The organism is Microcoleus sp. Pol7_A1, assembly GCF_036701085.1.
Lineage (GTDB): Bacteria > Cyanobacteriota > Cyanobacteriia > Cyanobacteriales > Microcoleaceae > Microcoleus > Microcoleus asticus.
In genome coordinates this window covers 62,129-80,847 of record NZ_JAUBQD010000010.1, presented here as the reverse complement: position 1 = coordinate 80,847, position 18,719 = coordinate 62,129, and the positions used below count along the sequence as shown (strand labels likewise).

General features: G+C 44.7%; 16 protein-coding genes and 1 pseudogene. 10 read left to right on the top strand and 7 right to left on the bottom strand.

Annotated elements, in window-relative coordinates; genetic code table 11:
* Positions 1–102 precede the first annotated feature (102 nt).
* Positions 103–1,602 carry an NAD(P)/FAD-dependent oxidoreductase gene (locus QUA20_RS08775; protein WP_333187754.1) on the bottom strand — a complete coding sequence of 500 codons (1,500 nt, stop codon included), beginning with the start codon at positions 1,600–1,602 and terminating at the stop codon, positions 103–105.
* 70 nt (positions 1,603–1,672) lie between these two features.
* On the opposite strand from QUA20_RS08775, the gene QUA20_RS08770 reads away from it, so the two are divergent.
* From QUA20_RS08770 to QUA20_RS08755, 4 genes are all read left to right on the top strand, one after another.
* Positions 1,673–3,364, top strand: a complete 1,692-nt coding sequence (locus tag QUA20_RS08770; protein WP_333187751.1) for a hypothetical protein — start codon at positions 1,673–1,675, stop codon at positions 3,362–3,364.
* A 189-nt stretch (positions 3,365–3,553) separates the two neighbouring features.
* Positions 3,554–4,549 carry a pentapeptide repeat-containing protein gene (locus QUA20_RS08765; protein ID WP_333187749.1) on the top strand — a complete coding sequence of 332 codons (996 nt, stop codon included), beginning with the start codon at positions 3,554–3,556 and terminating at the stop codon, positions 4,547–4,549.
* Positions 4,550–4,642: 93 nt separating this feature from the next.
* Positions 4,643–5,974, top strand: coding sequence for a serine/threonine-protein kinase (locus QUA20_RS08760; protein WP_333187746.1), 1,332 nt, complete (start codon positions 4,643–4,645; stop codon positions 5,972–5,974).
* Positions 5,975–6,062: 88 nt separating this feature from the next.
* Positions 6,063–6,443, top strand: a complete 381-nt coding sequence (locus tag QUA20_RS08755) for a hypothetical protein (RefSeq protein ID WP_333187744.1) — start codon at positions 6,063–6,065, stop codon at positions 6,441–6,443.
* 319 nt (positions 6,444–6,762) lie between these two features.
* Here QUA20_RS08755 and ureC read toward each other — a convergent pair whose 3' ends face one another.
* From ureC to QUA20_RS08730, 5 genes are all read right to left on the bottom strand, one after another.
* The gene (ureC, locus tag QUA20_RS08750; protein WP_333187741.1) at positions 6,763–8,499 is read right to left on the bottom strand and encodes an urease subunit alpha; all 1,737 of its coding nucleotides are present in this window, start codon (positions 8,497–8,499) and stop codon (positions 6,763–6,765) included.
* A gap of 172 nt (positions 8,500–8,671) precedes the next feature.
* Positions 8,672–9,799, bottom strand: coding sequence for a glycosyltransferase family 61 protein (locus QUA20_RS08745; RefSeq protein WP_333187739.1), 1,128 nt, complete (start codon positions 9,797–9,799; stop codon positions 8,672–8,674).
* Positions 9,800–10,141: 342 nt separating this feature from the next.
* A complete protein-coding gene (locus QUA20_RS08740; protein ID WP_333187737.1) occupies positions 10,142–10,459 on the bottom strand; it encodes an urease subunit beta in 318 nt (105 codons plus the stop codon).
* Positions 10,460–10,492: 33 nt separating this feature from the next.
* Positions 10,493–10,795 carry an urease subunit gamma gene (gene ureA / locus QUA20_RS08735; RefSeq protein WP_332972982.1) on the bottom strand — a complete coding sequence of 101 codons (303 nt, stop codon included), beginning with the start codon at positions 10,793–10,795 and terminating at the stop codon, positions 10,493–10,495.
* A 162-nt stretch (positions 10,796–10,957) separates the two neighbouring features.
* Complete coding sequence (locus tag QUA20_RS08730) at positions 10,958–11,833, bottom strand: urease accessory protein UreD (protein ID WP_333187733.1); 876 nt, start codon at positions 11,831–11,833, stop codon at positions 10,958–10,960.
* 203 nt (positions 11,834–12,036) lie between these two features.
* Between QUA20_RS08730 and fmdA the strand changes: the two genes are divergently transcribed.
* Both fmdA and QUA20_RS08720 read left to right on the top strand, forming a co-directional pair.
* Entirely contained in the window at positions 12,037–13,212 is a 1,176-nt protein-coding gene (fmdA, locus tag QUA20_RS08725) for a formamidase (protein WP_333187730.1), read from the top strand.
* A 163-nt stretch (positions 13,213–13,375) separates the two neighbouring features.
* Positions 13,376–13,639: a zinc ribbon domain-containing protein gene (locus QUA20_RS08720; RefSeq protein WP_333187727.1), complete on the top strand. Its 264-nt coding sequence runs from the start codon at positions 13,376–13,378 to the stop codon at positions 13,637–13,639.
* A gap of 826 nt (positions 13,640–14,465) precedes the next feature.
* Here the strand turns inward: QUA20_RS08720 and QUA20_RS08715 are convergent.
* Positions 14,466–15,139: pseudogene (locus tag QUA20_RS08715) on the bottom strand (IS1 family transposase); the annotation flags it as partial.
* A 181-nt stretch (positions 15,140–15,320) separates the two neighbouring features.
* Here QUA20_RS08715 and QUA20_RS08710 point away from each other — a divergent pair.
* From QUA20_RS08710 to QUA20_RS08695, 4 genes are all read left to right on the top strand, one after another.
* A complete protein-coding gene (locus tag QUA20_RS08710) occupies positions 15,321–16,334 on the top strand; it encodes an SDR family oxidoreductase (protein WP_333187724.1) in 1,014 nt (337 codons plus the stop codon).
* Between the two features lie 180 nt (positions 16,335–16,514).
* Entirely contained in the window at positions 16,515–16,835 is a 321-nt protein-coding gene (locus QUA20_RS08705; protein ID WP_333187722.1) for a hypothetical protein, read from the top strand.
* An 84-nt stretch (positions 16,836–16,919) separates the two neighbouring features.
* A complete protein-coding gene (locus tag QUA20_RS08700) occupies positions 16,920–17,930 on the top strand; it encodes an SDR family oxidoreductase (RefSeq protein WP_333187720.1) in 1,011 nt (336 codons plus the stop codon).
* A gap of 451 nt (positions 17,931–18,381) precedes the next feature.
* Positions 18,382–18,654 (top strand): hypothetical protein, encoded by a 273-nt coding sequence (locus QUA20_RS08695; RefSeq protein WP_333187717.1) that lies wholly within the window; start codon positions 18,382–18,384, stop codon positions 18,652–18,654.
* Positions 18,655–18,719 lie beyond the last annotated feature (65 nt).

Here is an 18,719-nt window from a genome sequence, read left to right as displayed (position 1 = left end):
AAGCGAGGCAGAGCCTCTGGATCTCGGTTCCCAGCCAGAGGCAGGGAACCAGTTAATTTCCCTTCTTCCTTCTTCCTTCTTCCTTCTTCCTTCTTCCTTCGCTTACAAAAATTGTGCTATAACATCCGAATTTACCAAAGTATTCGCGCACAAAATACCCGATGCTGCGACGGCGGGCACGCCAATTCCCGGCATGGTGCTGTCTCCCACCCGATACAAGCCTTTGATTGGTGTTTGCGGCCCGGGAAATGTGCCTTTTCCGGCGGCGATTGCAGGCCCGTAAGTTCCTTGATATCGGCGCAAAAATCGGGCGTGGGTTAGCGGTGTGCCGATCGACTCTAAGACTATTCGCGATCGCAAATCCGGTATAATTTTTTCTAAAGCTTGAAACAGAGATTGCGATCGCTCTTGCTTTTTCTGCTGATACAATTCGCCGTACTCCCAACCTTCGTAAGGTTCCAATGTATAAGCGTGAACGGCGTGATGTCCGGGCGGCGCGAGAGTTGCATCCCACACTGTAGGAATCGAAATCATGCAAGTATTTCCGGGTACTGTAATGTCAATCTTGCTGTCGTGAACGACGACGTGGTGGCCGGTCAAACCTTCGAGTCCTGCGGCTTTAATTCCTAAATGCAGGTGCATGAAACTGTCTACTGCTGGCATCGACAAGGAGGTTTTTCGGTAACTTTCCGGCAAATCTTCAGGGCGCAGTAATTTTGTATAAGTATCCCAGACGGTGGCATTTGAAATAACAATGGGGGCGCGGATAATTTCGCCATTTTGCAAGCGAACGCCGGTGGTTTTGCCGGATTCAACTAATATTTGCTCGACGGAAGTTCCCAGGCGCAACTTTCCTCCCCAGCGCTGCAAGCCTCTGACTAAAGCATCGACGATCGCACCGCTGCCACCTACAGGATATTCGATCGCACAGCGCGATCGTTCGCCAATCATAAAAGCTATTTCCGGCGCGACAGTTCCGTGCGCTTTCAAACCCGACAGCAAAAAGCACTCCAAATCGATCAAACGCCGCACCCAAGGGTCACGCACGTCCCGATCCATCAAGGAACCTGCAGAACCCGCGATCGCACCTACTAGCGGTAACAGCTTCAGCAAAGCAGGCAAGTACCGAGACAGCAAAACAGGTATCAACTGCCAGTCGGATCTCAGCGCTAAAGCCGGAATTCCACGCAAAGCCTCATACAAAACTAATAAATTTTGTTGAAATTGCTGCAATTCTACAGCACCTTGCGGTGCGAACTTAGCTACAGCATCTAAGTAACTTCTCGCATCAGCATAAACCGGTAAACTTCCCTCGGGAAAATGGTAATGCCCCAGCGGATCGTAGGAAATTGCTGCGATCGATTCCTCTAAAACATCAAAAACTTGCCGCAAAGGATTAAACGAATGCGGGTCAGTCAAACCGCAATAAAAAGAAGGCCCCGAATCAAAGTGAAATCCCCGGCGAGAAAAGCTGTGAGCTGCCCCGCCCGCTATGGTGTGGCTCTCGCATACGATAACCCGCTTGCCGTAGCGAGCTAGCATCGAGCCGGCGACTAAGCCACCAATACCGCTGCCAATTACGATCGCATCAAAGTCTTGCATTTATCAAATGTGGTATGATCTTATTATTTATCGTTGACTGTTGACAGGGTATTTTTATGGGAGGAAAACTATGAAAGCTTTATCTATTTTAGATGAAGTTGTTCGCGAATTAGAACAAGACGTCAATCTCTCGCGCATTAAAAAAATAATATTTTTTGCTTGTAAAGAGTCTTGGGAAAACGATCCGGCCCAACTCGCCAGCGCCGAGATCAGAATTTTAATCGAAGAGCTGTGCGCCAAATACAGCAGGTTAGAAGATATTGAAGCAGTTTTAAATAGTATAGTTTCTAAGGTAAATAAAAAAACTGAGTATGCTTTAGTATCCGACCTCATAATCTGTCAGCTTAGCAGGCTGTATGAATTTGAAGACTTTACCAAATTAGAAACAAACATATCGAGTTTTGGCGGTCAGGAAGCTCCCGCATTTGAAGAGCACTTTAGTTTGGAAGTATCAAGCAGCGAAGAAAGGGCAAGAAACCCCGGGAATTTATTTGATGTCAGACAAAAGATTTTGCAGCAAACAAATCCGCTGAGGGCGAAAATCCTAATTTTTTCTAGTCTTTATCATCAGTTTACTTTTAGCGATCGCGACTGGCTGCTGCTGAAAACTCAAGAACTTGACAATCTGCTGCGACAACTGTTTAATGTCTGCGGTAGCCTAGCCGAACTCGAATCTCAGTTGTACACAACTGCTAGCAATCTCGACAACAGAGATGAAAACGACCAAGCTGCGAGCGTAATCATCAAAGCGATGAATCCTTGTTACGCAACAATGCAACAGGAAGAACCTCATGAAGCCGAATCTTCAGCTAGCGAAGGTTACGATCAGACACATTTAAACAACAGTGTTTATGAAGAGAGCGAGCTGGTGGACAGGCGCACCGATTATTTTGATCCAGGCGAGATTACTCACATCCTTCAAGCTGCTCCAGCTCACTATCATTATGACCCCCAAAAGAGTTACTTAGTGCCGGGCACGGCAGAAAATGTACAGTTTAAAGAGCCCGAAACCAGCAATAATTATGCTACCCATTTCAGACAGGAAATGGTAGAAACATTCCCAGTTGCAGAAATGCCGACTATTATCGAAATTTTAGAACCGGCGGCTCCTGTTATTATAAATATTAGCGATTCCATCAAACGCAAGTTGGAATTGGAAGAAGAAATGACAGAATTAGTCAGTCAAAGTGCTAACTCCGCAACAGCGCAAATAGAAAATATCTTCACCCAGTTAGAAGCTGCTTTGAACGGAAAATTTTCTACGGGAAGTGCAGATGACCGTTTGTACTGGAAATATAAAAATCTCAGAGAGTATGTAGGAAAAGTTCAGAAGTTTACCGATAAAATGCTGGAAATTTTGATTGAATTGGAGTCAAAAGAAAGCGGTAAATATCCTTCTGAACTTCCAGAAAAAAGGGCGGACAATATTTCCGAAATACCGCCGGAAAACTCTAGCCATAAAGCAAATCAGTATCAGCTTCTGGAAATGGCAAAACAAGGTAAACCAAAGGCGATCGCCCAATTGATCGATCAATTGCTACAGCCTAAGGGAATTACGGCTACAGCGGGCTTTAAAGACGGTTGGCTCCACGTCATTCTGGATTCTGCTGAAGTACCAAACCAACAGGCTACAGCTACCTACCTTCACAAAAAACTGTGTACTTTAAAGTCAAAATATCTTACTCATGTAAAAATTCACGGGCGACAGTTAGGCAGCAAAACAGTCTCTTGGACTCAAGAGTTTGTCAATCAAACTCATTAAATGCTCAGACTCAAGTATGGGGATGGGGCTACAACAACTAAGTCCGCCTGCGCAAACTGAAATTAAAGAAATTTCATCAAATTTATCAGACTCAAGTCTGGGGCTACACAAACTAAGTCCGCCTGCGCGAACTGAAATTTAAGCAGTCTAGAAATAGCAGATTGTACCTAATTAACAACAAAAACAAATATGAATGCCAGCGAAATTTTAAGACGATATACATCAGGAGAACTAGATTTTCAAGGTATGAATCTCAGAGGGGTATACCTGAGCGGTGCCGATTTAATAGGCGTCAATTTAAGTAGTGCTGACCTCTGGGGTGCAAACTTAGCGATGTCGTACCTGAGCAGAATTAACCTTCAGCGCGCCAATTTAACTAATGCAAAATTGTCCGGTGCTAACTTAAATCAGGCTAACTTGAGCGGAGCAAATTTATCCGATGCCGACTTCCACGGAGCGACTTTGCAAGGTGCAGACTTTCGCAAAGCCAACATCTCTTTGGCAGTTTTTATCGATGCAAATTTGAGCGATGTAGATATGCGAGGTGTCAATTTGCAAGGTGCAGATTTGCGCGGTGCGTGCTTGCGGGGTGCAAATTTGCGGAAGGAACTGCGGATTTTTGAGGGTGCAAATTTGCGGGGTGCAAATTTGCAAGGTGCAGATTTGCGGGGCGTCAATTTGCAAGGTGCAGATTTGACTAAAGCTAATCTCAGTCACGCGAATTTGACTGAAGCATTTCTGGGAGAAGCAAATCTGACTCAGGCGAATTTGAGCGAAGCTATTTTAGAAGGCATATTTTTGACTGAAGCAACTTTGGTAGAAACAAATTTTTCTTGGGCTGTAATGACAAATGCTAAGTTGGAAAGATCTGTGTTACTTGATGCTGAATTGGCTGGCGCTAACTTGCGGGGTGCATTTCTTACTGATGTTAAGTTAAGCAATGCTAATTTAATTATGGCTGACTTGAGTAGAGCTAATTTGGTGCGGGCTGATTTGAGTCGAGCTAATTTTAATCAGGCAAATTTGAGTGAAGCTGATATGACAGATGCTTACCTGGCTAAAACAGATTTGCGGGATGCAATTTTGCACCGCACAACTTTGATTAGGGCAGATTTGAGCACTGCTAATTTAGTAGGTATTCAGTGGCGCGGTACAATTATGCCGAATGGAGAAATTCACCTCTAATTACTTGTAGTAGCAATTTAACGCTTTCGGCAAAATAGTTGATTTAATTAATATTTAAGGCAATTTCTTAGAATAAAAAAATAGGAGAATGCTGTGTTAACTCCAGGAAAAATTTTACAAGAACGTTATCAATTGCAACAGCGTTTAGGACGCACGGCGGTCGGTCATCAAACTTGGCTAGCAGTAGATTTAGAGTCTCAAGAACCGGTGACACTGAAAATGTTAGCTTTTAGCCCGGAAATGCAGTGGGAAGAACTCAAGCTTTTTGAAAGAGAAGCAGAAGTTTTGCAGGCGCTAAATCATCCCCGCATTCCTTGCTATCGAGATTATTTTTCCCTGGAGCGGGAAGCGGGAGCAGGATTGCCTTGGTTTGGGTTAGTGCAAGATTATATTCCTGGATTTTCACTTCAGGAATTATTAGAAAACGGTCAGGGTTTTTCGGAAAATAAAGTACGTAAAATTGCCACTGAAGTGCTGGAAATTTTAATTTATTTGCATGAATTAAGCCCCCCGGTTTTGCACCGAGATATTAAGCCGAGCAATTTAATTTTGGGGGAAGATCAGCACGTTTATCTAGTAGATTTTGGCGCTGTGCAAGCTCAAGCAGCGGTGACAGGTGTAACGTTTACAGTGGTAGGAACGAGTGGCTATGCACCGTTAGAACAGTTTTGGGGGCGGGCGGTGGCGGCTTCGGATTTGTATGCTTTGGGTGCTACTTTAATTCATTTGTTAACGGGGGCGACTCCTGCGGATTTACCACAGAAAGATTGTCGGATTCAGTTTAGCGATCGCGTGAGTGTGAATCCTAGTTTGGTAAGCTGGATTGAGAAGATGACGGAAATCGGGTTAGAAAAGCGTTTCAGCAAGGCTAGAGAGGCTTTAGCAGCTTTGAAATCGGGAAACATACAAGGGGCCAATCTTCAAATTACCACTGTTAGGAAAATTGCTAAACCGCCTCACAGTCTCATTCAAGTTAGCAAATCAGCGACGGAGTTAAACATTAAAATTCCGTCTACTTTAGTCAGCCAGCCTTTTTTAGGTGCTTGTATAGGAATATTAATTATACTGCTATTTGTGCCGATGATGTTATTAGTTTGGAAAGTAAATTCCCTTATGGGATTAGGATTGTTTACGATTATAGCAAGTATCTTAGTTAAGATGTTGGGCAATGGTAATAAAATTACATTTAACCGGAACTACTTTAAAGTGGAACATCAGATATTTGGTAGGAGTTATTTACAACAAACTGGGGAAATTTCGGAAATTTTGGGTACTTTTATATATGCCCTGGCTGAGGGAAATCAAATCAGGATTCGTTCAGGTAACGATATGGGAACTTACTTTTATATTTTAGCAAAAAATTTACAAGAGGTTGAGGCGGCTTGGTTAGCGCAAGAAATTCAAGATTGGTTAAATTTAAGATAAGTAAATTTAGTAAAAAACTGCGATCGCTCAATGATGAGAATACATGAGGCACTCAAATTAGATTATGGCAAATTATAGGATTGTTTTTTTGCTCAATACTTTAGCTTTCCTGCTAGTAGGGGTGGTAAGTTTGGCCTTAAATGGGTTTGGTTCTTCGGTAAAAGAGTTATTTTTTCCGCCTTGTCTTGCGACATATCCGGGGGCGGGTTTCTTTTTTATGATGTTCCAAATGTTGTTTTATTTGTCTGTAATGGTGTGTGTTTTTAGTTTTAGTTTGCTAAGAACTACTCAACCGAATCGTCCTGAAAATCAGTTTATTTTAGCTTCAGCGGTAGTTACGGGATTTTTCCTATTTAATGAATTTTTTCGCACCCATGTTCACCTCGGACGCGCTGGCTTTCCTAAAGTTACAATAGTTATTATCTACGCTGTTGCTGCGGCAGTTTATGGATTAACTTTTAGGAGGTAAATAAAATCAACGCCATACTTTTTGTTAGTAAGTGGCGTTGGTTTATTATTTTTGGCATTTTTTGCGGAAGCATTGCCCTGGAAAGATGAGGCAATTTCCAGCTTGCTTGAGGGTATCCCCAAGTTGTTAAGTGGGGTAAATATTGCGCTTTATTTTTGGTTTGTTTGTAAGGGTTTAATACTGCGATCGCTCAAGTTTTCTAACAAGAAATCTCCTCTCGAATTAACTAAGTTTAATTAGAGCGGGACGGGTTTAGGAGATCGTTAGTTTTAGACATAGACAGTTGCTAAAACCCGCCCTTACATGATTGTAGAATCCGTTAAAACAAAAAGTACCGCTGAGCCATTGGCAAAACTGTTGCCGGTTCGCAAGTTAACAATTCCCCATCCGCCCTCACTTCATAAGTTTCTGGATCGACTTCCATTTGTGGCAAATAATCGTTGAGTTTCATATCTCTTTTACTAATTTGCCGCGTCCCGGAAACTGCTACAGTGGGCTTTTGTAAACCGAGCTGTGCGGCAATACCTCGATCGCGCGCAGCTTGCGAAACGAACGTCAGACAAGTCGCCCCAATCGCACCGCCAAAACTCCCAAACATCGGCCTCATATGCACTGGTTGCGGCGTGGGAATGCTGGCGTTAGCATCTCCCATCTGCCCGTAGGCGATCGCCCCTCCTTTAATTACCAGTTCCGGTTTCACCCCAAAAAAAGCCGGCCGCCACAAACACAAATCCGCCAATTTCCCCTCTTCCACCGAACCCACATACTGACTAATTCCGTGAGTAATCGCCGGATTAATTGTATATTTTGCAATGTACCGCTTCACCCGAAAATTGTCGTTAATCCCCTCTGTTTCCCCCCCTTGGTAAGGGGGGGTTAGGGGGGGTAAATTTCCCCGCTGCACTTTCATTTTATGAGCCGTTTGCCAAGTCCGAATAATTACCTCTCCAACTCTTCCCATCGCCTGCGAGTCAGAAGAAATCATACTAAACGCACCTAAATCGTGCAAAATATCCTCAGCAGCAATAGTTTCCCTTCTAATTCTCGACTCAGCAAAAGCGACATCTTCAGGAATGCCCCGATCTAAATGGTGGCAAACCATCAACATATCTAAATGTTCTTCTAAAGTATTGACAGTGTAAGGGCGAGTCGGGTTAGTTGACGAAGGCAAAACATTAGCTTGACCGCAGACTTTAATAATATCCGGTGCGTGTCCGCCACCAGCACCTTCGGTGTGGTAAGTGTGAATAGCCCGATTTTTAAATGCGGCAATTGTAGCTTCTACAAATCCCGCTTCATTGAGAGTGTCGGTGTGAATTGCAACTTGCACGTCGTACTCGTCAGCGACACTCAAACAAGTGTCAATTGTTGCTGGCGTAGTTCCCCAATCTTCGTGGAGTTTCAAACCCATTGCACCGGCAAAAACTTGTTCGACTAATCCTTGAGGTTGACTGCTATTTCCTTTACCTAAAAATCCTAGATTTACCGGGAAAGCGTCGGCTGCTTGCAGCATTCTGTACATATGCCAAGGCCCGGGAGTGCAAGTAGTCGCGTTTGTACCCGTTGCAGGGCCAGTGCCGCCGCCGATCATTGTAGTGATGCCGGAGGCGATCGCCACTTCTATTTGTTGCGGGCAAATAAAGTGAATGTGACTGTCAATTCCCCCCGCCGTAAGAATCATCCCTTCACCAGCAATTATTTCAGTACCAGGCCCGATAATAATATCTACCCTATCTTGAATGTAAGGATTTCCGGCTTTACCAATTTTGTAAATTTTGCCGTCTTTAATACCGACATCTGCTTTAACAATTCCCCACCAGTCTAATATTAAAGCATTAGTAATTACCGTGTCAACTGCACCGTCCGCATTAGAAATAGGCGACTGTCCCATGCCGTCGCGAATGACTTTGCCGCCGCCAAATTTAACTTCATCCCCGTAGGTTGTGAAGTCTTTTTCAACTTCTATGAATAATTCTGTATCGGCTAATCGGACGCGATCGCCTGTAGTCGGTCCGAAAGTTTCCGCGTAAGCGCGGCGATCCATTCTGTAACTCATGCTCGCTCCTAATATTTTTTTAGTTAGCAGTTGAGATTAACTTTAATTATACTATGTGCCGAGTTACTCAATCTGAAACGAGTTAAAAAAAATGCAATTTTAGGCAACTTTTAAACCTAATAGGCATCAATTCTTCCCGATCTCAAATCGAAAATCGTATGAGGGGGCAAGTTTACTCCAGCATTTTCTTGATTTCCCTTTTCAAAACCTCCACATCCACCGTCATATCCATGCCAATTAAACTCCAATCTTCGGATTCATTGCTGTCCTCAACCATACGGGAGTATTCTAATCCCAATAGCTGGCAAATGTAATAGAAATATGGCGGAGTGTAGCCTCCATAAAAGCATTCCAATACTTTCGTTCCCGGCTGACACCACAGCAAATTTGTAAAACCAGCCCCGTGAGGGCCAACAACCACCGCTGCTTCTGCAAACAGACGAATTTGTTCATCAACAGTGCGCGAGATATCTTCCAAAATTTCAAAATCAAATTCTTTCAAAACCTCTCGCACTTGTACTTCATTTTTAACCTTGCGCCGGCCGCTTCTAGACAGATAAAGCTTTCTATAAGGTTTTACCTTTTCCTTAAGACAGAACTTTTTCCGCAAAAGCTCTATATCGTAAGGACTGGGAAAATACCAGTCTTGATTGTTTCCCACCACCGCACTTTCTGCATGATATCCCGTATCTCTAGCCCGAGTGTCGATTAGTGAACTTTCAGAAATACCGAGTTTCGTCATAAAGCCCAACTCAAAATCAGTATGCCGTAAAGGATAACAAATTTTAGCTTCTTGCCAAATTTCCTTACCTAAAGCCTCCTCAATTCGGCAAAGTTTAGCCAGCACAAAAATGACATAATCATAATAACTGCACCACAAATGCGACCAAGGAGCAACTACCAGCGGATAGGTAATTTGGTTGGGTTTGTAAGGCCATTCCAGAATGCCCGCACCGCTAATCCGAAAATCCAAGTCTAAAAGCAACTTGTTATTCAGCAGCGTGTTGCCAGACGTACAAATAGTTAGAGAAGTTATTTTTTGATTCAGGGAAATCTTCCACACATAATCTGGGTCAAAAGACACGGTTTTTTCCGTGGCAAAAAACCGAGAAGGCACTTTATTTACCGAGGTTAATGCGGGTATATTGATAGGTGGGTGCTGCTTTTTATAAACGATGCTGTCATCTAACAATTTGATGCTGGTGCGCCGATCTAACGGGGTTCTCCAGACACGCCTGGATGTTTCCAGCAAGCTCTGCTTCAATGCCTGTTTTATCTGGTCAACTAATTTTGGGTTCATCACGCACTTTTGCTGTATATCCTTGCAGTTTTAATAACCACGCTATATCCCAAACAGCAGATTTTAACTCGCTCAAAAGTCTGAGATTGAACTAACAAAAGAAAGCCAGAAGGCACTTATGCAGAAGGCAGAGAAAAAGTTTTGAGATTGCTTTGCCACTCTCCATGCGTAGGGCTGGAAGTGATACCATTTTCGATTGGGGATTGGGGATTGGGGATGGCCGATCACTATCATGGTGTGGATCTTGACTGCAGTTGTTGCATTATTTTTTGAAACTGGTATGACTTTTAAGTTAAAAAGTTCCAAATTCAAAATTCAACAATCGTGAACTACCTTCTGGCTTCATACTTCAGCATCCAGATGACCGTCCACTTTTCCATTAAAGCCGTAGACTTGACGGCTACCAACAAACGGTACTAATTGAACTTCCCTTTCATCTCCCGGCTCAAACCTGACTGCTGTACCTGCTGGGATATCCAACCGCATTCCTTTTGCTTGTTCTCGATTAAATTCTAAGGCTTCGTTTGCCTCATAAAAGTGATAGTGGGAACCGATTTGAATGGGTCTATCGCCCGTATTTGCTACCAGCATCCGCACCGTTGGGCGATCGGCATTTAATTCTATTTCGCCTGCTGAAACAATCATTTCTCCTGGAATCATTTTTTCCTCCTCTGAGTATCTGTGGTTGATTTTTTAACGGATCGGATCGTGCACTGTTACCAACTTAGTTCCGTCCGGGAAAGTCGCCTCAACCTGGACTTCATTCACCATTTCTGGTATCCCTTCCATCACATCTTCCCGCGTCAGAAGAGTTGTCCCGTAACTCATTAAATCTGCGACGGTGAGACCATCTCTTGCTCCTTCTAAAATCGCGGCGGAAATGTAGGCTAGTGCTTCTGGATAGTTTAATTTTAAACCTCTTTGTTTCCGGCGCTCTGCTACCAGGGCGGCAGTGAAAATCAGCAGTTTGTCTTTTTCTTGGGGGGTGAGTTGCATTTTTATTCGGGTAAGGGCGATCGCATTATTTGGTTATGATATCGTTTGCGGTTGTTTCTGAATGATTAAACCGCAAAGGGCGCAGAGGGCGCAGAGGAAGAGAAGAGAGAGATGAATAATCTAGTTAGGAGGGCAACTATACATTGAAACTCAAAGATCATCCTATTTTATCCAAACTCTGGGCAAACAGCAAGGGCGTTGTGAAAAAGACAAGCGCAGCAACTGCCAAATGCTGACAAACCAGTCTCTAGCTGCGGTTGTGGATGTACCGCGATATCGGCACAGCAAACCGTTAGGAATACGAGTCACGCCGACGGTGGAATTACCAGGATAAATTGTTGCCTCACATGGCAAATTTCGCACTTTTTCCACGAGTTCTGTGGTTACGGGTTCGCCTACCCAAGCGAGGGTGGCGACTACGGGTTTTCCTGCAAAACCGTGAGGACTTTCGAGCATTTTTTCTCCTCCTTTGAGCAATTGTCTGTCAATCCATAAAGGGCTGTTTTGTTGCCAGACTTCGGTGTGCGATCGCCATTCTCCCGACAAGAACTTTTCGCCCCTAGCACTGCGTCCAAACCTAGTAATTTCCCACAGTAAAATCCTCGCTGTTGGTGCTAATTCTACCCGCAAATTTTGCCGATATATTGCGCCGTCAAAAACAATTGTTTCTTGTGGAAGCCATTCTAAATTAGCACCGATATCTAGTTGAATGTCAATATTTTGTTGTGATTCTAGTCCGCTGCTGCGATAGATTTTACCAGCGGCTGCCGTGGTAATCAAGGCTTTGGCGTTGGGTTGGAGGTGAAAATGGCTGGAAAGTCGATCGCCCCCGACAACTCCCCCAGCCGTGTGTAAAATTACGCTGTGACAAACGTCTTTCCCTTCAGGATAAAACGGGCGCTGCACCTTCAGCGGTGCTTGCATTTCATTGCGAATAATTTGAGTTTTGCCGTTGCGGTTGGCGTAGGTTAAATTCAGGTAGCCGTGCCATCCATTTTTAACATTATCTGTATTTTGTGCGATCGAAGTTTCAGTCACAGATTTTTGAAATTCAAAACATTCACTATCAAAAACATACCACAACTGCCGCGCAGCCCGGTTATTTTATAAATAATGATAATCGTTATCTAAAATATTTTTCGGATCTGCACTGATTAGTATAACAATTTACATTTATCAAGCATCTGATCGGGGAAGATGCCCATACCATGTAAAAATTAGTAACTAGAGGAGTGCAGACTATGCCTCAAGTTCTCTTCAAAGTTGATTTGACCAAACCGATGTCAGAACAGGAATTAGTCGGTCACAATCGCTGGCATCCAGATATTCCAGCAGTAGTTTCCGTCAATCCCGGCGATGTATTTCGCATCGAGTGCAAAGACTGGACAGACGGACAAATTAAAAATGACGACAATCCCGACGACATTCGCGATGTAGACTTAACAGTAGTTCACGTTTTGAGCGGGCCAATTTATGTTAACGGCGCGCAACCCGGGGATATTTTAGTAGTCGATATCCTCGATATCGGGGCTTTGCAAGGGGACGAATGGGGTTTTACGGGAATTTTTGCTAAAGAAAACGGCGGGGGTTTCTTGACCGAACATTTTCCCACTGCTGCTAAAGCAATTTGGGATTTCCAGGGAATTTATACCGCTTCCAGACACATACCAAAAGTGCGGTTTGCCGGGATTACTCATCCGGGTTTAATCGGCTGCGCGCCTTCTCAGGAATTGTTGAATAAATGGAACAAACGGGAAGCGGAATTAGTAGCCACAAATCCCGACAGAGTGCCGCCTTTAGCAGAACTGCCGAACCCCAAAAATGCAATTTTGGGGTCGCTGGAAGGGGCAGAATTCGAGCGAGTTGCGGCGGAAGCGGCGCGCACTGTTCCTCCCCGGGAACACGGCGGCAATTGCGATATTAAAAATTTGTCGCGCGGTTCGAGAATTTACTTCCCGGTGTATGTCGAAGGCGCGAAACTTTCGATGGGAGATATTCACTTTTCTCAAGGAGACGGGGAGATTTCATTCTGCGGGGCAATTGAAATGTCGGGGTACATCGACCTCCACGTTGATATTATCAAAGGTGGCATGGATAAATACGCAATGGTCAACCCGATTTTCAAACCCGGGCCGGTGGAACCCCGCTATTCTGAGTACCTCGTTTTTGAAGGGATTTCTGTTGATGAATTTACGGGTCAGCAGTATTATATGGATGCCCACGTTGCTTATCGACGAGCTTGTTTGAATGCGATCGAATATTTGAAAAAGTTTGGTTTTACCGGAGAACAAGCGTATTTGCTATTAAGTTGTGCTCCTGTTGAGGGTCGCATCAGTGGCATTGTGGATATTCCCAATGCTTGCTGCACTATTGCTTTACCGACAGAAATTTTCCAGATGGATATTCTGCCGTCTTAATTACAGGATTTACGCACAGACTAGCTTTTGTAGGGTGCGCCGAAGTGCACCTTACCCTCACAAATAGTCTAAAAATTGCTTTCTTGCGTAAGCCCTCAATTAGTAGGGCGGGTGCTGCCCGCAGCCTACTCCTTTCGTCCCAAATCTACAATCAAAAATTGATATGCCTCTTTACGATTTTAAGTGTGAAACTTGCGGCATTTTTGATAAGTGGCGCCCTCTTGCAGAAGCAGATACACCGGTGCTTTGCCCGAGTTGCGAAACAGTTGCTAAACGCCTCTTTTCGCCGCCGATGATTCTAACTGGAAAGCTGCGGTTGAAAGGTCAAGAACATCGGGAACCGCAGGTAATTAAGCGTTCTGAGGAACCTAAACCGCAGCGGAATCGCGAACACCGAGGGGGACGACCTTGGATGATCGGTCACTGATCCAGTCCGACCGTCAGGCAGGGGTTGAAACCCCTGCCTCGCAGCTCGCATTCGTCTAAAAAAGCAGCAAAAAAGGTCAAAAACTATGCCACAAAATTTTAACTATTTTGTACTTATTTTTTTGCTAAAATCACATAGTCATCAAGTGCATAATTGGAGTCATAATGTAAATTAAAGTGCTAGCGAAAAAGTGGACTGATAAATTCCTTGAGAGGTAAAGTTTCTCTAGCAAACTTTGGGTTATTAGGATGGGATTTCCTCTATAAGTTGAACTTAAATATTTATACCAAACTAATTTTAAGCCCAGTTGATCTACAAATTGTTGTACTACATACATAGCTCCTCTTGGCAATCATCAACTCGACGAACATTGTAGGGTATAAGCCAATTTTTTTATTGAATATTTAGCAAAGCGTAACCCGAATTATTCAGGCTGTTTGTAAGTATATCCTTGTAAATTTGAAGGATTTTTTTACTATCCTCATCGTTAAAAAACAGTGAGAAATTACTATAAAATCAAACCATTTTTTCGGCAGTATTTTAGATTGATTTGCCCCATCAAAGATACTAGAATGGCTTTTTTCCGTGAGGCTATGAATGCCCATTTTTGTGACTTGACTATGCCTGAGTTCATTCCTCTCTTTCCGACCTGAATCCTTATATGTCCGTGATGTCAGCCACGGCGAATATGCTGCTCGCATTCACAGGGCTGGGGTTGTTCAATGTTGGCGATCGCAGGCAATTTTGCCTTCAATTTGTATCGCGATCAGAGCTTTCAAAATCTTGCTCAAGATCAAAGTTTGTCGTTGCACAATTAAGAGATTATTTATGCTACCATAGGAACAGTCCCATATTTTAGATAACACAAAAGCAAGCCAATTGATAGTTTGAGCATTTCTTCAGACTTAGAATAGCAAAGAGTTCGTCGGTCGAGGAAGTCTGGCTTGCGGAATGTCGCTCGTCGAGTATTCTCTCCCTCAACTCGTGTCATATACGTTTTCGAGATAATCCGGTCGCAATCGTTAATAAATTTGTCATAAACACAGCAACCATTAGTCACCTAAAAAAATATTTTCATCCCCTAACTATTTTCCACAAATGCTTAAATGTCTCGGCACTTCTGTCTCCTAAAACGAACGCTAAAATGCCTGGGACTCGCTTTTTGACAGCCGTCCACAACCAAACCTTATTTTTTGTTGAGCGACAAAAGTTGGAAGTTCATCTAACCCGTGCTACTTTGGGAATTTCTTCATAATCCGGAGCATCAGGTAAAGAAAAGCCCACTTGTTTAACCCAGTTAATAACTGTATTATGATTAACTCCAGTTATTCTTTCAAGAACCCGAAATCCCTGACCATTGACGTAAATTGTCAAGCATTGCTCCTTAATTGAATTTTGGTATCTTTTTGGCGAATAAAATTAAACGAATTGCTTTCCACAGTCACGGCACAAGTAGTTTTGTTTGCCGCGACGGTGGCCATTTTTACAAACTTTGTTTGATAGAAGCGTGAATGCAAATCATCCCTCTATTATGCAACGTCCAAAGTTGAGCTGGTTTTAATTTCAACATACTAAAGGCTGGTTTAGAATGAAATGTGCTGGCAACTATCACCTTCGGTACGATGCGCCCTCACTGCTATTCAAGATAGCTTCTAATAAGGGTTAGTAAGGAGTACCAGCAATGCAACTTAAACCAATAGACCAACAAGTTGTCGCCGTTGTAGGAGCTTCCAGCGGTATCGGAAGAGAAACCGCTATTCAATTCGCGGCGCGGGGGGCGAAGTTGGTCGTTTCGGCTCGTAGCAAACCAGGATTGGATTCTCTAGTTGATGAAATAAAGCAGATAGGGGGCGAGGCGATCGCTGTGCCTGCAGACGTAGCAGATTTTGAGCAGGTAAAAGCGATCGCAGACAGAGCCATCCAGCAATACGGGCGGCTTGATACCTGGGTGCATTTAGCAGCCATCAATCTCTACGCGATTTTTGAGCAGACAACACCACAGGAGTTTAAGCGCGTCATCGATGTGAACCTCATGGGACAGGTACACGGGGCGATGGCGGCACTGCCCCATCTCAAGCGCGAGGGACGAGGATCGCTGCTCCATGTCTCGTCAGTGGAAGGCAGGCGTTCGTTCCCATACCACAGCGCCTACGGGGCATCCAAGCATGGGATTGATGGCTTTTTGGAAGCAATGCGGCTTGAGTTGATACATGAGGGTTTGTCCAGCATCAATGTAACCAATGTCATGCCAGCCTCAATCAATACGCCTCTATTTAACAAATCCCGCACCAAGATAGGCGTAAAACCCCAAGGACTGCCACCGTTTTACCAGCCCGATATCGTCGTGGACGCTATCCTCTACGCGGCTTGTCACCCAACCCGTGACATTATCGCTGGAGGGGCAGGGCGGGCGATGGCTCTAATTCAGCGGCTCTCACCCCAATTAATGGATACCTTGCTGCTGCAATTCGGAGCGGGCTTTAAGCTGCAGAAAACCAGCGAACCGAAGTCCGAAGATGCTCCAGATAATTTATTTGAGCCGATCGCAGACTTCGATCGCGTTGAGGGAGATTTTAGCAAGCAATCACGGGCGAATAGCTATTCCACCTGGCTGGAAACCCATCCCACGGCAAAGTGGGGTGCGATCGCAGTTACAGTGCTGGGAGCCTTCGGGTTAGCCCTGCTGGCAGTGTAAGCCTTCAATTTGAATAGACTTATTGCAAAAGTGGGAACTTCTTAACAGAAAACAGGAAACAGAAGTGCCTATCCCAAACATTGGCAAGAAATCTAATTCTTATTGAGATGAAAAGACTCATTCGTGACACAAACTCAATCCCGAATAAGCGAGCCCGGGGTTGCCGCCAGCTTGGACGAGATGGCGACCAATTATTATCCTGTTTGGCATAACTCTCTCGATCGGCTGAGTGTAGGCTACGCGATTAATGCAATTAATAAAGATCGGGAAACAGCCCTTCTCCAAACGGATGAGGGACAAAAACAGCTATCGCCTGAAAATCGGGCGGTTGCCGTCACCGACGACTTGCTAAAACTCGGGCGTAAGGCGTTTTACTCGGAAACCTTTGGGAATGAAGTCTTTCAAAAGGATGCGGTTGGTGCTTTTGATAGCCCGATTAACCCTGTTACCCTTCAGAATTCTTCAACAAAATTTACCCAACGCCCGATGAACCCGGTTTAAACCAAACTATCAGGATGTCCGGTTAAAAGAATCACCAAGAATCGGATCGCCGATCGATAAAACTGATTTAGAGGATGAAAAATAATGCAATTAAAGCCCATCAATCAGCAAGTTGTTGCCGTCGTTGGGGCTTCCAGCGGCATCGGACGCGAGAGTGCTCTTCAATTTGCCAAGCGAGGGGCAAAGTTAGTTGTCTCGGCTCGCAGTGAGTCGAAACTAGCCTCCCTGGTGGATGAGATTCGGGGCTTCGGTGGTGAAGCAACGGCTGTAGTTGCCGATGTGTCGGTGTTCGAGCAGGTCAAGGCGATCGCAGACCGTACCGTCGAAGTCTATGGGCGGCTCGATACGTGGGTGCACGTCCCTGCCGTTGGCATCTTTGCCACATTCGACAACACCACACCCGAAGAGTTTAAGCGCGTCATTGATGTGAGCTTGATGGGGCAGGTATACGGTGCAATGGCGGCGCTACCCCATCTCAAGCGTGAGGGACGGGGGGCGCTGATCCACATCTCTTCAATGGAGGGCGTGCGAAGTCTCCCTTACCAAAGTGCATACTCCGCAGCCAAGCACGGCATTGAGGGATTCATCGAAGCTATGCGCCTGGAGTTGCAACATGAGAACATACCTGTCAGCGTGACGAGCGTGAAACCAGCGGTCATCAATACACCCTTCTGGAACAATGGCCTCACCAAGCTAGGCGTAAAGCCAGCAGGGATACCGCCCTACTACGACCCCAGGTTGGTAGCTGACGCCATCCTCTACGTTGCTGAACATCCAACTCGTGACTTCTTGGTTGGGGATGTGGCTAGAGCTCTAGATGCGCTACAGCGGCTCTCACCCGAACTGGCAGATGCCTTGTTGCTGCTTGTCGGCTTTCAGGCTCAACACACCAACGAGCCGAAGTCTCCAGACGATCGGAACAACCTTTACGAACCTGTCCCAGACGATACCAGAGTAGATGGAGACTTTAGCCATATGGTCATACCGAGCGTTACGGACTGGCTGGCTAAGAATCCGGCTCTCCAGTGGGGGGCGATCGCTGGTGTGATGGCTTTAGCTTTGCTGGCAACACAATCCTTCAACAACGAAAAGTGATTTTAGGATGAAATCAGTAACGGCCGTACATCAACAAATGTGAGTAGAAAGTGCTGCCTCATCAAATATTTAGGTAGATTTGAACGTTGCTGGGAGGGTAGCTAATCACAAATTAGCTTTATCTGTTTTATACTCAGGGTTTTATGGATGGACGAGGGAACTAACTTATCGATCTGCCATCTACGGCACTGCTGTAGAAGTGGTAGATCGATGCTATCCCTCATCTAAAACTTGTTAAAACTGCGGCCACGTTCAACTAATGCCACTTCAAGCGCGAGTATTTGTTTGTTAGCAGTGTGGCTCTAGTTGTAATAGAGGCTTGAACGGCGCTATTAATTTAGCTTTAATCTCACAATAAAAAGTAAGGATGCGTCGTTCTGAATAGAGGCCTGCCCAGTAGAAGGAGCCGACTCCCTACCGTGGAGCCAGAAGTAATTTTTAAGTGTACAAGATGTCGATCTTGTCCCTTTCATATCAATCTTATGTAGCAGACGTAAATATGTGGGGAAGCTGGTTCGATTTCATCAAGTCTGCAACAACTCCCGCAACACCTGCTGCGGCCAAGGCTACTCAAAATCAAGCCGAGTTGTGGCAGATTTACCTGAAGGGGCTGCAAAAGTTGACTCAGCTTTGGGCAGAATCATTACAGCAGTCACTAGAGAGCGAAACCAGAGCAGTAGGGGGTTACGCTGGAGGATTGATTGAACTCAGCAACCTAGCTTAACGTTAATATCCATCTAACAGTAGACAAAAACAGAGCTTCATTGATGCTAGTTTATAAGCATCTAT

What these genes read in the sequence shown, in the direction of transcription:
- QUA20_RS08775 (WP_333187754.1), bottom strand. Translation starts at nt 1,602, where the DNA reads ATGCAAGACTTTGATGCGATCGTAATTGGCAGCGGTATTGGTGGCTTA.
- QUA20_RS08770 (WP_333187751.1), top strand. Translation starts at nt 1,673, where the DNA reads ATGAAAGCTTTATCTATTTTAGATGAAGTTGTTCGCGAATTAGAACAA.
- QUA20_RS08765 (WP_333187749.1), top strand. Translation starts at nt 3,554, where the DNA reads ATGAATGCCAGCGAAATTTTAAGACGATATACATCAGGAGAACTAGAT.
- ureC (WP_333187741.1), bottom strand. Translation starts at nt 8,499, where the DNA reads ATGAGTTACAGAATGGATCGCCGCGCTTACGCGGAAACTTTCGGACCG.
- QUA20_RS08745 (WP_333187739.1), bottom strand. Translation starts at nt 9,799, where the DNA reads ATGAACCCAAAATTAGTTGACCAGATAAAACAGGCATTGAAGCAGAGC.
- QUA20_RS08740 (WP_333187737.1), bottom strand. Translation starts at nt 10,459, where the DNA reads ATGATTCCAGGAGAAATGATTGTTTCAGCAGGCGAAATAGAATTAAAT.
- ureA (WP_332972982.1), bottom strand. Translation starts at nt 10,795, where the DNA reads ATGCAACTCACCCCCCAAGAAAAAGACAAACTGCTGATTTTCACTGCC.
- fmdA (WP_333187730.1), top strand. Translation starts at nt 12,037, where the DNA reads ATGCCTCAAGTTCTCTTCAAAGTTGATTTGACCAAACCGATGTCAGAA.
- QUA20_RS08720 (WP_333187727.1), top strand. Translation starts at nt 13,376, where the DNA reads ATGCCTCTTTACGATTTTAAGTGTGAAACTTGCGGCATTTTTGATAAG.
- QUA20_RS08710 (WP_333187724.1), top strand. Translation starts at nt 15,321, where the DNA reads ATGCAACTTAAACCAATAGACCAACAAGTTGTCGCCGTTGTAGGAGCT.
- QUA20_RS08705 (WP_333187722.1), top strand. Translation starts at nt 16,515, where the DNA reads ATGGCGACCAATTATTATCCTGTTTGGCATAACTCTCTCGATCGGCTG.
- QUA20_RS08700 (WP_333187720.1), top strand. Translation starts at nt 16,920, where the DNA reads ATGCAATTAAAGCCCATCAATCAGCAAGTTGTTGCCGTCGTTGGGGCT.
- QUA20_RS08695 (WP_333187717.1), top strand. Translation starts at nt 18,382, where the DNA reads ATGTCGATCTTGTCCCTTTCATATCAATCTTATGTAGCAGACGTAAAT.